The 13,924-nt window shown below is 41.6% G+C and carries 12 protein-coding genes; 2 read left to right on the top strand and 10 right to left on the bottom strand.

All coding sequences use genetic code 11. The features are described from left to right. Positions 1-301: 301 nt before the first annotated feature. The 3 genes from T357_RS20160 to T357_RS0107525 form a co-directional block, all read right to left on the bottom strand. Positions 302-1,318: a hypothetical protein gene (locus tag T357_RS20160; RefSeq protein WP_049962336.1), complete on the bottom strand. Its 1,017-nt coding sequence runs from the start codon at positions 1,316-1,318 to the stop codon at positions 302-304. Between the two features lie 312 nt (positions 1,319-1,630). Next, positions 1,631-2,944, bottom strand: coding sequence for an SLC13 family permease (locus tag T357_RS0107530; protein ID WP_031550483.1), 1,314 nt, complete (start codon positions 2,942-2,944; stop codon positions 1,631-1,633). Between the two features lie 30 nt (positions 2,945-2,974). Beyond that, positions 2,975-3,841: a DUF6282 family protein gene (locus tag T357_RS0107525; protein ID WP_031550480.1), complete on the bottom strand. Its 867-nt coding sequence runs from the start codon at positions 3,839-3,841 to the stop codon at positions 2,975-2,977. A 324-nt stretch (positions 3,842-4,165) separates the two neighbouring features. Here T357_RS0107525 and T357_RS0107520 point away from each other — a divergent pair, with 324 nt between their 5' ends. Both T357_RS0107520 and T357_RS0107515 read left to right on the top strand, forming a co-directional pair. Further along, positions 4,166-5,089: a LysR family transcriptional regulator gene (locus T357_RS0107520; protein ID WP_031550477.1), complete on the top strand. Its 924-nt coding sequence runs from the start codon at positions 4,166-4,168 to the stop codon at positions 5,087-5,089. 178 nt (positions 5,090-5,267) lie between these two features. Then, the gene (locus tag T357_RS0107515; RefSeq protein WP_031550474.1) at positions 5,268-6,164 is read left to right on the top strand and encodes a hypothetical protein; all 897 of its coding nucleotides are present in this window, start codon (positions 5,268-5,270) and stop codon (positions 6,162-6,164) included. Between the two features lie 146 nt (positions 6,165-6,310). Here the strand turns inward: T357_RS0107515 and T357_RS0107510 are convergent, their stop codons facing one another. The 7 genes from T357_RS0107510 to epsC form a co-directional block, all read right to left on the bottom strand. Further along, positions 6,311-6,811 (bottom strand): DUF2798 domain-containing protein, encoded by a 501-nt coding sequence (locus T357_RS0107510; RefSeq protein WP_031550471.1) that lies wholly within the window; start codon positions 6,809-6,811, stop codon positions 6,311-6,313. Positions 6,812-7,134: 323 nt separating this feature from the next. Further along, positions 7,135-8,547, bottom strand: coding sequence for a sensor domain-containing diguanylate cyclase (locus T357_RS20155; RefSeq protein WP_031550468.1), 1,413 nt, complete (start codon positions 8,545-8,547; stop codon positions 7,135-7,137). A 127-nt stretch (positions 8,548-8,674) separates the two neighbouring features. Then, a complete protein-coding gene (locus tag T357_RS0107500; RefSeq protein WP_081828085.1) occupies positions 8,675-10,003 on the bottom strand; it encodes an Nramp family divalent metal transporter in 1,329 nt (442 codons plus the stop codon). A gap of 188 nt (positions 10,004-10,191) precedes the next feature. Continuing rightward, on the bottom strand, positions 10,192-11,163 hold the full coding sequence (locus T357_RS0107495) for a dihydrodipicolinate synthase family protein (RefSeq protein WP_031550462.1): 972 nt from the start codon (positions 11,161-11,163) through the stop codon (positions 10,192-10,194). A 307-nt stretch (positions 11,164-11,470) separates the two neighbouring features. Beyond that, a complete protein-coding gene (gene aat, locus T357_RS0107485; RefSeq protein WP_031550459.1) occupies positions 11,471-12,139 on the bottom strand; it encodes a leucyl/phenylalanyl-tRNA--protein transferase in 669 nt (222 codons plus the stop codon). After that, the gene (locus tag T357_RS0107480) at positions 12,121-12,777 is read right to left on the bottom strand and encodes a 4'-phosphopantetheinyl transferase family protein (protein WP_031550456.1); all 657 of its coding nucleotides are present in this window, start codon (positions 12,775-12,777) and stop codon (positions 12,121-12,123) included. The genes aat and T357_RS0107480 overlap by 19 nt, the downstream gene beginning before the upstream one ends. A 204-nt stretch (positions 12,778-12,981) precedes the next feature. Further along, complete coding sequence (gene epsC / locus T357_RS0107475; RefSeq protein ID WP_242840077.1) at positions 12,982-13,917, bottom strand: serine O-acetyltransferase EpsC; 936 nt, start codon at positions 13,915-13,917, stop codon at positions 12,982-12,984. Between the last annotated feature and the right edge of the window lie 7 nt (positions 13,918-13,924).

Below are 13,924 nucleotides of genomic sequence, written 5' to 3'. Positions count from 1 at the left end.
CTCTGCTCTCTGCTCTCTGCTCTCTGCTCTCTGCTCTCTGCTCTCTGCTCTCTGCTCTCTGCTCTCTGCTAAAGCATTCAGCTTGAGTTCATAATTGTCAACTATTATTTCCAAATTGTTCATAGTATCCCCTCACCCCTAAATACAGCTACTATAATAGTCGACATTAAACTTATGATGTATAAGTAAAAATTTCATTAAAAAAGCTCCGGATATAAGACATTACATACCTTACATCCGGAACTTTTATATTGCATATTCATTTATAGCTAAACATGAAACAAAAACATTATTACCTGCTTCAATCCTCCACAGGATTAAGCACTGCTTTTATCACCTTTTCTTCATCATAATCAGGAGCGAATTCAGCTGCGGTGTCACAAATGACCCGGACTCTGATTTCGCTCTCTTCAAGCTCGTCAGCTATCTGAGTTACACTTTTTCCTTTACGAAGTTTGCGGCATATCTGAGAAATAAGCTTCTCTTCTTTTCCCTCAACTTTTCCCTTTGCAACTGCTGCATCATATTCTCTAAGCCATTCTAAAGTACTGTCCATCATTATATCACCTACCTTCCTGATGACATTTTCTCTCTTTTCATTTAGTCTCCGGATTACTTTTGCCATTTCCTTGATTATAACACCCTTGGTTCTCAGCGACAATACAGCCTCCGGGAGCTGATGTATCCGCTCTATCACCTCAAAATATATATCCTCAAACTCCTTTAATTTCTCTTTGTCACGTTCATAGATATCCATTTGACTTTCTAGATTAAACGCAAAGAATGGTAACAAAAAATGCAATTTGTTTTCAAACATCTCGTCAATGCTGAACCATGCCTCACATATCACCGGAGCCTCATAAGATACTTCGCCTCCCGGAGTTATGATCCTGAATCTGGCTTTTTCAGGAGGATTGCCCTTGTTTCTTAGTACAAACAGCACACTCTGCGGTATTTTTATCTTGATTTCATCATATTCGCAGGTGCTATCGTCAATAGCAGTTTGGAACGCATATTGAATTATCCGAATCAACATGCTCCCAGAATATCCATTACTCTGGCACTCCATATGATACTTTTTTGTTTTTCCACGGAAAGTGATGCTAAAATGTGAATCTGTGATCTGTTCTTCAGTTTCACCATCGGTATGCTCAACAAAATGTTGATTACGTAATCTGATAATCTTTGCAGTATTATCGTAATCCTCATGGAAAACATAATTCACAAATTGCAGCAAAGCATCATCACATTCCGTTTCAAGGATCCTAACAGCTTTATCATATGCAGTATAACTAACTGTTCTCTTTTTATCTGACATACAAAACTCCTTTCTACACGCTTATTGTAGAACGTATGTTTCCTGATGTCAACATTTGTTAGAACATGTGTTTCTGGGATGCTTATACGTGATTCTGAATCGGCATCTGTCACACTATTTGTTTTATCATTTTCTGTGGCTTTAACATTTCTCCCTACAGCGGTAACGAGGAAAGTCGGCACAATAGTTATGATATATAAGTAAAAATATCCTTGAATATAGCTTACAAATCCCTATATATTGATGTCATCATAGTATCTGAAAAGCTGCTGATACATGCAATTGTATCAGCAGCTTTTATCACATATTATTTTACAGCACCATCGCCACTACGAAATTATAAGCAGCACATACCAGTACACTTACCGGAACCGCAACCATAAGAAGTCTATTGAACAGAGTATTTCTGTCCTCTTCCTTAGGTGTTGATCCAAGTATAAGTGATCCGCCTGAAGAGAACGGGCTGATAGCGCTTGACTGAGCACCAAGCACTGTACATGCAAAAAGTACAGGAGCAGACAATCCGGTAGATGCTGCAAGTGCCGGGATAAGAGGGAACAGTGCCGGCGCAACAACACCTGTGGTTGAACTGAAGAAACTCATGATAGCAGCAATGATTGAGAATGCTACAGGAATAAGTGGCTTCGGAACATTTGAACCTACCCAGAGGCTGAGCATCTCGATGGTTCCTGCCTTAACGGCAACTGCAATGAGCATTCCTGCTCCGGCGATCATGATGATGGTATTCCATGGAATTCTTGCGATGGCATCCTTCTGAGGAGCAAGCTTCATAAGTAATGCAATTACCGCAAAAATGATAGCAACCAGACCTACATCAACTTTTCCCGCAATGTAGCTTATACTTTCATTTCCCGGCATAAGGATCTTGAGAAGAGGGAAAATAAGTACCACAACCATCATTGCGATCATAAGTGTAAGTGTTGTACTCTGCTCTTTTGTAAATGCTTCAGGCTTGTTGAATACAACTCCCTTACCGATATTCTTGTTTTCCTTTGTTCCGTATCTGAAGATAGCAACAAGAATAAGTGAAAAGATCATGGAGAAGAAGAAAATCTGCATTTCCATTCCGAAGCTGTCAACAGCAGCAAGCTCGGGAGTTGCTTCATAAGCCGTATCCGCAAGACCTCTGAAAACTACACCGAGGTTTGAGGTTGGAAAGTTTCCGCCGCAAAGAGCACCGCAGTTAATGGCTACAGCGCCGGTAACCTTATCCATTCTGGACTCATCGCAGATAACAAGAGTTATAGGTGCAAGGAAGGCAAGAACAGTAAAGTATGTAGCTCCCATTACCGAAAGAATTACAGCTACCGCAAAGAGCGCAAAGGGAAGCATTCCCGGAAATTTGCGGCACGCATAAAGCAGTGAACCGGACATCTTCTCCAGTGTTCCGTTGATGGCGGCAACATTATAGAAAAGGGATACCGAAAGAATCACAAACATGGTATTCGTAGGCCAGAAAGCAATAACCTCCTTAGGCTTTAACCCCATGATGAAACAACCTATCACATATGCAAAAACGATACAGAAAAGACCTGTATTAATCTTGGTTTTATATCCAAGGTAGATAGCCACTGCAATGGCCAGTATGATGACTGCACTTAACATTTTTATCCTCCTGATTACTCAACCTGTGTCTCATTCTTCAATTCCGAGAAGCCTGTATGGAATAGTCTTGGTCATATGATAAACGTGTTCGATTGGTATTCCGTACTCTACAAGATAATGCATATACTCATACATCTCTATTTCCCAGTCCGGATTCTCGACCTGACCACCGTCCGTGTCCACCATAACGTGCTCGTATCCGACTTCCTTGATAAGCTCGGCATTTTCCTTTAGATTCAGATGATAAGGCTGTCCCTTACCCATGTTCTGGGCATAGCAGCGTTCAAGGATAACATCGTAATCCTTAACAAGCCTTATCTGATCTTCAATGGAGTAATCACATACCCACCACTCAGGATGTGTGATAATGATCTTTTTAACACCTGCATCTCTTGCAGCTTCCACTACTGTGAATGCCTCCTCCGGTGACACATGAGCTGTACCGAGAGCGACATCATAATCCTTTACGAGCTTAAATACGTCCATCAGCTCCGGTATGACTTTTCCATCCCTGACCAGTTCGATTCCGTCAGCAGGATTCTGCCCCATTTTTTCAAGATGACGTTTTGCAGATTGTGTAGGCAGCCATATTTCCTTGGCTCCGAGTTTCAGTCCCTTCTCAACCGCCTCGGGATTAACGCCACCGATAACTTTATTCATTACAACACCACCGTACATGGTGAAACCGGTATTCTCTCCGTAAACTCGCTTTACATACTCATTTGCAATGGCAGCGCGGTTCACCGTAAATCCGAGATGTGATTTGATCACTATAGCTCTGGCTCCGACTCTTACAGCCGCATCAGCCAGCTGCAGATCATTATAAGCACGGGTTCTCAGATCCGGATTTGTGTGTACATGCATATCACATATACCTTTAAGCGATACTCTGCTCATGTTTCCTCCTTATATGCTCCCTTTAGTGTTCAGGATGCCAATGTTTACACCCGTTTACGATGTACATCGGTTTATTCATGAAATATCTGTTTTTTCAGGCCTGATGGTATTTCATAAATCTTTAACGTGAGTATAATTAATAACAGCATATCGCAGAATACGATATTTTATTATATATCATATCGGTTTTTCCGATATGTGACGATATTTCAACGCTTCTTAAAATAGATGATGATTGTTTTAAATTTAATTGGCGGGAAATATTATGAAAAAGACTTTTCATCACTATTTTTGCCACGACCTGGCGGAGGAATGGAGAATGCCATGGAAATAAAAGAGTTAAATTATCTGATCGCAATTTACGAAGAACGGAGCATATCCAAAGCTGCTGAAAGACTCTATATGGCACAGTCCAGTCTTTCCCAGTTCCTGACCACCTATGAAAGTAATCTGGGCCACAAGTTATTTGTCCGCACTTCAAATGGCGTGCGCCCTACTGAATCCGGACAGATTCTGATCGATTATGCCTATCACACCTTATCCGAATACCACAGAGTACAGGATCAGATGCAGGATGTTTCCAACCTGGATGCCGGACATGTAATTCTCGGCATTAGTTCCTTCAGAGGCTCCTATCTGCTTCCTCCGGTGCTGAATGCTTTTCATATGACATATCCCAATATCCATGTCCAGATTGTGGAAAAGAATTCAATGGCACTTGAACAGCTATTGTTGAACGGTGATATCGACATAGCTTTACTGGCTCACAAGGTAAAGAACAACAGACTTCATGTTGAAAACTTGATAAGAGACGAAATATGTCTTGTAACCAGCCCAAACCACCCCATAATCAGTAAGGCCAAAATAAACAAACAGCATAGCTTTTCCCAGATCACTAAGCGTATAGACATTAAGGACACCAAAAACTATGAATTTCTGTTAAGTGATTACGATACGATCCTTGGGCGTGAAGCCAGAAAACTGTTTTTAAAAAACGGCATAACTCCTATCGCTTACAACAACACTTTGTCCGCCCTTTTCGCGGCCTCACTGGCTGCCAACGGACAGGGGCTTGCCTTCACTTACTATAGTTCGAGACATTATTTCCGAAATGCAGAATTCCTGTCTCTCGGAAAAGACGCTCCAAGCGTAGAACTCTCAACGGCCATTTCTGCAGAAAGATATCACTCCAAAGCAACACTTGCTTTAAATGAAGTAATACACGAGATACTGAAATCTGTGAAATGAAATAATAGTCTTCATAAATAGCAGTAATCTATTTCAGAGAAAGCGTAATTCTTCTTGATACTATGACACTACTATTCATTCCCAATACAGTAGGGCTTATGAGTCTGATAGATTAAATCCGTTTGTCAGAAATAAACGGTCAAAAAATACACGTTTATAAATAAGGAGTTGGCATATTATGGTTACAATTCATTACCACCTTCCAGGACTCTTTGAGTTTTATGATCTATATAAAATATTTCTGCCGCTTTTCAGAGAACATCGGGATTACTTTTATGACTGGTGCGACATAGGGTCTATATACGGAGCTCCCGGAGACTGCCTCTGGGGCGGCGGACGTGTAGGGTTCGGTGATGAGAATCCGGATGATGTAGTTTCAATGATGAAAGAATATAAAGTTTCTGCCCGTCTGACTTTCAGTAATTCACTGATAAATGAAAAGCATCTTTATGACAGGAAATGTAATCGTCTATGTGACCTGTTTGAAAATGTCAACGGTGTTAAGAATGGTGTGATCATTCATTCCGATTTGTTGCTTGACCACATCAGGAAGAATCATCCGGGATTTTATTTCGTCTCATCAACCACCAAAGTTTTGACAGACTTTGAGGATTTCAGGAATGAACTTAACAGAGAAGAATTCCGATATGTTGTTCCGGATTTCAGGTTAAATAAACGCTTTGATGAATTAAACACACTTACTACAGCACAGAAACACAAGGTTGAATTTTTATGCAATGAATGCTGCTGGTTCGGATGCTATGACAGAAAGAACTGTTACGAAAACGTCAGTCGAAAAAGTCTCGGTGAAGAATGTGAAGATCATATCTGTGTTTCTCCGGAGGCAAAGTATGGCTATCGTTTCTCGGAGGCAATGAAGAATCCCGGATTCATAGGTGTTCAAGACATAAAGAATGTTTATGCTCCTATGGGATTTTCTGAATTTAAAATAGAAGGACGAAGCCTTGGCAGCGCGATGATCCTGGAATTTTTGCTGTACCATATGACCAAACCCGAGTATCAGCTTAATGTAAGAGAAGAGATATATCTTGACAGTTCATTGGATCTTTTCTGAGAGAATTATGTTTAGAGGTGAGTTTAAGCAGGGTTCTGCATTTGTAAAGAAAACCATTGATGTTCCAATCAGATGATGATTTTTTGCAGCATCGGGTGAAAAAGTGGTGCCGCGTAAGCGACACCACTTTTTTATGGACATTCTATTTATACTGTTTCAGAAACAGCCACCTTGCTCTGCTTGGAAAAGGTTCTGACACAAAAACCAAATACATTTCTTACAAGGGGGCCTGCAAAGAATATCTGCCAGCAAAGTGCCATAAGGAAGTTCATGGCTGTGGTCTGAATCCAGACTGAAACAAATTCTGCACCGGCATTCTTAAAAAGAATTGTTGCTGCAAGACTCATTAATGGGCACATCAGACATACCGACATAGAGGATATCGCAAGTATGATCATTATCATCGGATCCTTACCCGGTGTAACAAATCTGAACGCAAGAATCTGTGCAAGCTTTCCAACGAACAGAAGCTCAAGCACTACGGCTATAGGCCACATGATCATCATTTCTTTAAATGCGGCAATAAAAACAAAATTCTGCATTCCGCCGACATTAAGGGAAATGTTGTAGCAGATCATTGCATAAACCATGACAAATGCCATAAATAATGTGAAAATAACATCCTGAAACTTATTCTGTGGTAACACGCTAAGGTTCTCCTTTCAAAAAACGGAAGACTTCAGTGTGTTGTTCGTTATCACCACAAAAAGGTGTGCGTTTCCAATGATACCTGACCTGCATCTTCATTTAAAAAATTAACGATTCGAGATTATATCAGAAAAATTTTTATCGTGTAATACTTTTTTGAATTTTTTTATTCAGCCGGAGCGTTCTCTCAGAAAAGATCCAGTGAACTGTCAAGATATATCGCTTCTCTTACATTAAGCTGATACTCAAGTTTGGTCATATAGTACAGCAAAGTTTGACATGTGAGTAACAGAGCTATCTACATAATCCGATACCCTGCCCTTTAATCCAGACGTTCCGCCTTCATTTCCTTCTTTCTCTCATACATTGCGTCATCCGCGCGACGGAAAACATCTTCAACATCGGTATCTTTATTCCTGTCATAGTAAGCGACACCTACCGCAACTGAAGGCGCTTCCCATGGATTGAATTCTCCGCTTGCACGTTCATTCAGAGCTTTTTCAAATTCCTTAAGCAGTTTATCTGAATTAGCCAGATCATTTTTCTGCAGGATTATGACGAACTCATCGCCTCCTATCCTGTATACAGGAGAATGTACAAAAATGTCACATACGATGGAACAGAAATTCTGTATGAGGAGATCACCGTATTTGTGTCCGTAGGTATCGTTAATTTTCTTAAGGTAATTAACGTCCATCATGATGACTCCAAGCTCATTGATGAGATTCCCTTTTAATCTTACGTCTAACTGTTTAACCTCATCATCATATGCAAGCTTATTCTTTACACCTGTAAGAGAATCGGTATTTGCAACCTCCTTCATATGAATGGTTTCTTTTTCAGCAGAAATAATCCGGAACATATAGTCCTTCATATCTTCCGTCATCTGATTGATTGTATTACTCAGAGATTCAACCTCATTTTTTATGTTCAGATCAGGCTTTTCAAATATAAGCATTTCCGGGGAACTGACTTCCCTGCTTCTTTTGATATATCTGATGGCACTTCTTTCCAGCATCTCAATAGGATCCGTGATGTTTTTTGATGCCCAGGTAATGAAACCAAAAATAAATGCCGCACCGGTGATTATGATGATCACCAGATTACCAAGGGTTTTATACAGAATATCCTTTGACATTTGAGTCAGATCGATATCTACACCCAAAATTGCATACGGTGCACCTGTGGAATCATGAAGCGTATAATAACCGCAATAGGAATGTCCCCAGTAGGTAATGCTCTCCATGAATACAATGTCTTTTTCTCCCATTATGACACGCATCTGATCCACTTCTTCTTTGGTGTATTCGTCCTCAAGTACATCTCCAAGGTACAGATTCCCCTCTGTGTACTCATAACGATCATAATAATTTTCTGCCGACAAAAGAACCAGAACGTTGTTTCCATCACCTTCACTTAATGGTTTTATGACATAGAGATACTGCGGATCCAGATCTTCTTTTACATCATCAAGAAAAGCCATCATTTCTTTATACTTTGGGCTTTCCACATTGGTTTCCATACATTGTTTCAGATCATCATTGTCGATATATCCGATTACATAGTTGATAATCTGTCTTATATAGTCCTGACTCTGCTTTATGAATAGATTTTTATAGTTAAAATATATGCTGAAACCGAGAAACACACAAAGTACAAGCACAAACACAATGCACCCGTACTGGATACTTTTCTTTAAAGGTCTTTGAATTCTCTTATTTTCCATATTGTCCATAGTTTGCTACCTCTAATACTATTTCGGCAATTTAACGGACATAATAAGAAAAAAACAGCCGGTGGATGAATCATCATCCACCGGCTGTGATTTGTATAATTAAATATAGACTTACTTAAGATCAGCATCATGCTAAGCCGAGAACACTAGGAAGCTGTGCAACCAGTTTCTTAAGCGCACTATAGGTCATGAATAATGCGAAGATGTAACAAACTGTCATTGAAATCTGTAAAAGCTTCGGTGCCTGGATACCCTCGAAAAGCTCCTTCTTCCATAAGATGAGAACCATGAAAAGTCCTGCTACAGGTGTTGCGATAGATGTAGCAACATTAGCAATGAAGATAAGCTGTGTTGGTGATCCGCCGTATGAGAAGCAGATTACAGTTGCGATAGCAAGGCATACGATACAAAGTGTCTTTACAGCCTTTGACTCAAGTCCTGTATCCTTATTAAGACCGGCATTGAGGAGTACGACACCTCTCTGTGTATTTCCGAGAAGTGATGAGAAACCAGCGCCGATGATAGCAATACCCATAACGATAGGAGCTGCGTTACCAAGGAATGGTCTTAAAAGCTCTCCAAGCTGTGCAGGAGCCTTGATGGTTGTACCTGTAGGATTAAGAACGATAGCACCAACAAGTACGATAGCGCCTGAGATAAGAACAACAGTTACGATGTGTGTGATAGCGTCAGCACGCATTGCGCCGTTGAAAAGGTCTTCCTTCTTCCACTTCTTCTCAAGTCCAAGGTAGGTTCCGTAAATACCGGCTGTAACTGCAGCATTGGTACTGATATATGCAAGAGCTGTTGTAAGAGATCCCTCAGGGAACTGCGGTGTTACAAATCCCTTTGCCATAAGTCCAACGTTAGGACCGCCTGTTGCGACAAGTGTAGCAAAGAATGCAAGAATCATACCTACTATACAAACCATGATTCCCTTCTCTACCTTTGAATAAACTCCCTTTGTAAGGTAGCAGAATGCAAGGAGTGCAAGCATTATCATAGATCCGATTCTCCAGTCAAATCCGAAGATCAGGTTCATACCTGCGCCTGTACCGGTGATATTACCAAGTGTAAAGAAGAAACACGACAGGAACAATGCTACACCGCAGAATCCGGCAGCAACTCCGCCATAGTAATGTCTGATGGCGTGAAGTATAGGCATACCTGTAAAAATGGATATTCTGTAAGCGGTCATGGTAAATGTGATTCCCATGATAATGATAGGAATCAGGAGCCACATCATCTGATATCCATAGTTAGCACCCATCATAGCTGATGTTGTGATGTTTCCGGGTCCGATAACAATTCCTGTAAGGATGATTCCGGGTCCTACTTTTTTAACCAGCTCTCCAAATGAAAGCTTTTTAACTGAATTGGGATCAAAGCCAAGGCGCTCCTGAACAGTACCTGTGATCTTTGCATCTGTAGTAGTTTTATTTAATGTAACTTCCATATATATCTCCTTATTACACCGAAAAATCCCATCGGAATCATGAAATCAAAGCCAATTTCTGAATAGCAGTATATGAGCGTCAAATCACTCAAAGCCACATCCTTCCCCCGATCTTACCCGGGGGAAGAGACGTATCTATCAGGATTTCATATTACTCTCCGATTTATTTCGGTGCCCCCCTCTTTGGATTAAGCAAACTTAGACATGTCAACCTTCTCAAGACCGCTGTTCTTGATGCCCTTGGCGATCCAATCCTTCTCTTCCTGGTTGAGAGGAAGTACAGGCTTTCTCATAAGGCCGCTTGTGAAGATACCTCTCTGTACAAGTGTCTCCTTAAGTCTTGCGTGTGCCTCACCTGATGGCTGTCCGCCGCCATAGATTGCCTGGCTGATGTGATAGATTCTGTCGCTCCAGTCCTGAGCTTCCTTAAGTGTGTGCTTGTCAGGGTTAGCGAATACTTCTCTTGCAGGGCAGATAAGCTCCGGTACGCAGCCTGCGAATCCGATAAGAGCTCCGTCCATGCCAGGGAACCATGATACACAGAGTGTCTCGTCGTGGCATGTGATAAGGCTTATATCAGGGCACTCCTGACGAAGAAGTCTTACATCGTGCTCATAGATAGATGTTACACGAGTTCCCATCTTGATGCACTTAACGTGGTCGATTTCCTTGCACATCTTGATAAGTGTCTCTACAGGGTAGAATGCCTTTGATGTTGCAGGATAGAGGTGGATAACGATATCGATATCAGCACCCTCAGCTACATCCTTTATATACTCGAAAGGAGCATCCGGGTTCATACCGAATCTGAGCCACATGTGAGGAGGCATAAGAAGGATTGCGTCAGCGCCTGCTGCCTTTGCCTCAGCTGCCATCTCGATTGACTCCTGAGTGTTCTCGCAGTTAACACCGGAAACAATTGTCATGATATCGCCGCACTCTTCAGCACAGATCTCAGTTACTCTCTTTCTCTCTGCTCTTGTAAGACCTGTGATCTCTCCTGTGTGGCCGTTACATACAAGACCCTGGATTCCCTTGTCATAGAAGCTCTTGATCCAACGAAGGTATACTCTGAACTCTTCCTCGTTAATTGAGTAGTCATCATTAAGTGGTACTGATACTGCAGGGAATATTGTCTTGAAATTCTTAACCTTAGCCATAATTGTTTTTCTCCTTATTGTTTATCAAAAATTGTTTTTTAGAGTAATTCTTAAACTGCATCAGCAAGGCGCCGTTCGCTGTCTGCAATCGTTTGTATTTGTTATGGTTAAGTTATATCACCGGCTGCAAACGTTTGCAATACCTATGCGTTCTACTGCAAAAAGTTGCATATAGCCTGCAATAAGTTGTATAAACTGTTACTTATTACTATTTTGCGCTTTGCTTAATTGTGCAATATTAACATCGTCGGCAATTCTTTCTTTATATGTATCCATGAACCGGCAAGCTTTTGCAATCGTTTGCATTCTAATTTTTCTCCCAGTTCTTATCTATTCCTTCTTCCAGAAGTTTGCAATATTCCTCATAGCTTATGTAACAGCCGCCCATACTCTCCAGGTGATCTGTGTGGAACTGGCAGTCTATCATATTGAAACCCTGATCCTCCAGGAACCTGGCAAGAAAAATAAGTGCGAGTTTGGAGCCGTTTTCTTTCTCGCTGAACATACTCTCCCCAAAGAAGCATTTGCCTATAGAAACGCCATACAGTCCTCCGGCAAGTTCACCATCGATAAATGACTCAACGCTCGTGGCATAACCTGCCCTGAAAAGTCTTCCGTAAGCCGCCTCCATTTCATCGGAGATCCATGTACCCTCTTTGAACTCTCTCTGAAGTCTGCATCTGTGCATGGTATCCCGGAAATCCCTGTTCAGCTTGATGCCTATATCATGATGCCTTATGAATTTTTTCATGGAATGTGAAATGTGTATTTCCGAGGGTCTGATGATATATCTCTTATGGGGACACCACCAGAGAATTTCATCTCCCGGATCGAACCAGGGAAAAATCCCATTGGAATACGCAAGCAAAAGCCGGCCCAGGGAAAGATCCCCTCCTACTGCAAGAAGTCCGTCCTCCTCAGCTTCGGAAGGCATGGGAAACCATATTTCATTTTCGTCTAACCTATATATCGCCATATTTCTTCAATGCTCACCTTATACAAATCCATCGCGGTTTTCGAGAACACGCTGACAGCGAAGTTGTCCATCTCCTCCGAATACACCTTCAAATCTTCATATCGCTGCCATTCAGAACTGTTACTTACACTTAGGAAGTCCTTCCCGCCTATATCATATATGAGTCCTTCTCCATGATATTTTCCGTAGGCCTCCTTCAAAGTCCAAATCCGGGCAAGTGCCCTTATGGCAGCATCCCCATCCGCGATCTCTCCAAAAGCCTTCATCTCATCCTCAGTCAAAAACCGTTTTTTTACCTGTGTTAATGTCTCTGTATAATTCTGTACATCGATACCGACTGTGTTCCTATCCACCACACAGGCCACAGCATTGTCACAATGAGAAAAGTTAAAGCAGATATCAGACCCTTCGATATGTGGTTTGCCGGACTTGTCATAAATTAGTTTCGGTTTTTCCCCGATACCGTATTCTTTCTTCAGCGCGTACCTCAACAGTATATAGGCAAAGGTACACAGAGCCTTATCTTTATAGAATCTGTATCTGTCCGCCTTTTTCCGCCTGTCGTCATCCAGAAACTCCGACCACTCGGAAAGTGGTTCATTTAAATTTTTGAAATCCGCCGAAAGCAAATATATCATTCTGTCTCCCCTGTTGGTTTTACATCCCCTATAATTCGTAATCAGAGTTTTACTCCATTCCTATATTATTATAGCTAATATCCCACAAAAAAAGACCATTCGATTTCATTGGAAATCGATGGTCTTTGAATCATACTATACTAATCTGCATCCCGCCAATTTGTGCAGTGGCACAAATTGCCATAAAAAGCATTTTCACATTAATCATTCATACAGCTTGCCGGAGTTTTCATCTTCTTCCCTGCCCTTGAAGGTAAGCTCAGGGTTCTTGATGCTGACCTTTGTATATGGAGGAACCGATTCAGTGATGAAAGAGCTGCCTCCGATGGTGGAATGCTCGCCGATGACTGTATCTCCGCCAAGGATGGAGGCATTGGAATAGATCGTAACATTGTCCCCGATGGTCGGATGTCTCTTGACTCCGGAAAGCAGCTGGCCCTTTCTGGTGGAAAGCGCGCCCAGGGTTACGCCCTGATAAATCTTTACATTATTGCCGATTTCCGTAGTCTCACCTACAACAACTCCGGTTCCATGGTCGATAAAGAAATACTCACCGATCTTTGCACCGGGGTTAATGTCTATACCGGTGTGAGAGTGTGCATACTCTGTCATCATTCTCGGAATAAAGGGCACACCCAGAAGATAAAGCTCATGGGCTATCCTGTATACAAAGATCGCGTTAAATCCCGGGTATGAAAAAATGACCGCTTCTTTGCTGCCGCTGGCGGGATCACCGTCATAAGCTGCATCTACATCAGTAAGAAGTATCCTGAGGATTTCGGGGAAACGCTCTGCAAATTTATAGCTTATTTCCTCGGCTTTTGCATTGATCTCCTCAGAAAAACCCTGATCCTCCTTGCCGTACCGAAGTGCGATAACAATCTGCTTTTTAAGCTCCTCGATAACAGAGCTGATCATCTCTCCCGCAAAATAATGAGATGTGGTTTTCTCAAATGCAACCTGCCCAAAGTATCCCGGGAACATTAATCTTCTTATGGCTTTGATTATAACTATGATCCTGTCCCTGTCAGGAAGTCTCCGTTTTCCCAAAGCATTCAAAAGATCAACATCTTCGTAATTCTTATTGATAATATCTACAAGGTCGCTAAGCTTCCTGTTCTTCTCTTCGTCAGTCATCATGTAACCG

Source organism: Oribacterium sp. FC2011 (genome assembly GCF_000701645.1).
In the GTDB taxonomy this organism is placed as follows: Bacteria; Bacillota; Clostridia; order Lachnospirales; family Lachnospiraceae; genus Oribacterium.
Note: the sequence above shows the minus strand (reverse complement) of the source record. Positions and strands in the feature narration are given on the sequence as shown.

Excerpts from the sequence above, each read along its gene's own strand:
- T357_RS20155 (WP_031550468.1), bottom strand. The coding sequence starts at position 8,547 with ATGGACAATATGGAAAATAAGAGAATTCAAAGACCTTTAAAGAAAAGT.
- T357_RS0107480 (WP_031550456.1), bottom strand. The coding sequence starts at position 12,777 with ATGATATATTTGCTTTCGGCGGATTTCAAAAATTTAAATGAACCACTT.
- T357_RS0107500 (WP_081828085.1), bottom strand. The coding sequence starts at position 10,003 with ATGGAAGTTACATTAAATAAAACTACTACAGATGCAAAGATCACAGGT.
- aat (WP_031550459.1), bottom strand. The coding sequence starts at position 12,139 with ATGGCGATATATAGGTTAGACGAAAATGAAATATGGTTTCCCATGCCT.
- T357_RS0107520 (WP_031550477.1), top strand. The coding sequence starts at position 4,166 with ATGGAAATAAAAGAGTTAAATTATCTGATCGCAATTTACGAAGAACGG.
- T357_RS0107530 (WP_031550483.1), bottom strand. The coding sequence starts at position 2,944 with ATGTTAAGTGCAGTCATCATACTGGCCATTGCAGTGGCTATCTACCTT.
- T357_RS0107525 (WP_031550480.1), bottom strand. The coding sequence starts at position 3,841 with ATGAGCAGAGTATCGCTTAAAGGTATATGTGATATGCATGTACACACA.
- T357_RS0107515 (WP_031550474.1), top strand. The coding sequence starts at position 5,268 with ATGGTTACAATTCATTACCACCTTCCAGGACTCTTTGAGTTTTATGAT.
- epsC (WP_242840077.1), bottom strand. The coding sequence starts at position 13,917 with ATGATGACTGACGAAGAGAAGAACAGGAAGCTTAGCGACCTTGTAGAT.
- T357_RS0107495 (WP_031550462.1), bottom strand. The coding sequence starts at position 11,163 with ATGGCTAAGGTTAAGAATTTCAAGACAATATTCCCTGCAGTATCAGTA.
- T357_RS20160 (WP_049962336.1), bottom strand. The coding sequence starts at position 1,318 with ATGTCAGATAAAAAGAGAACAGTTAGTTATACTGCATATGATAAAGCT.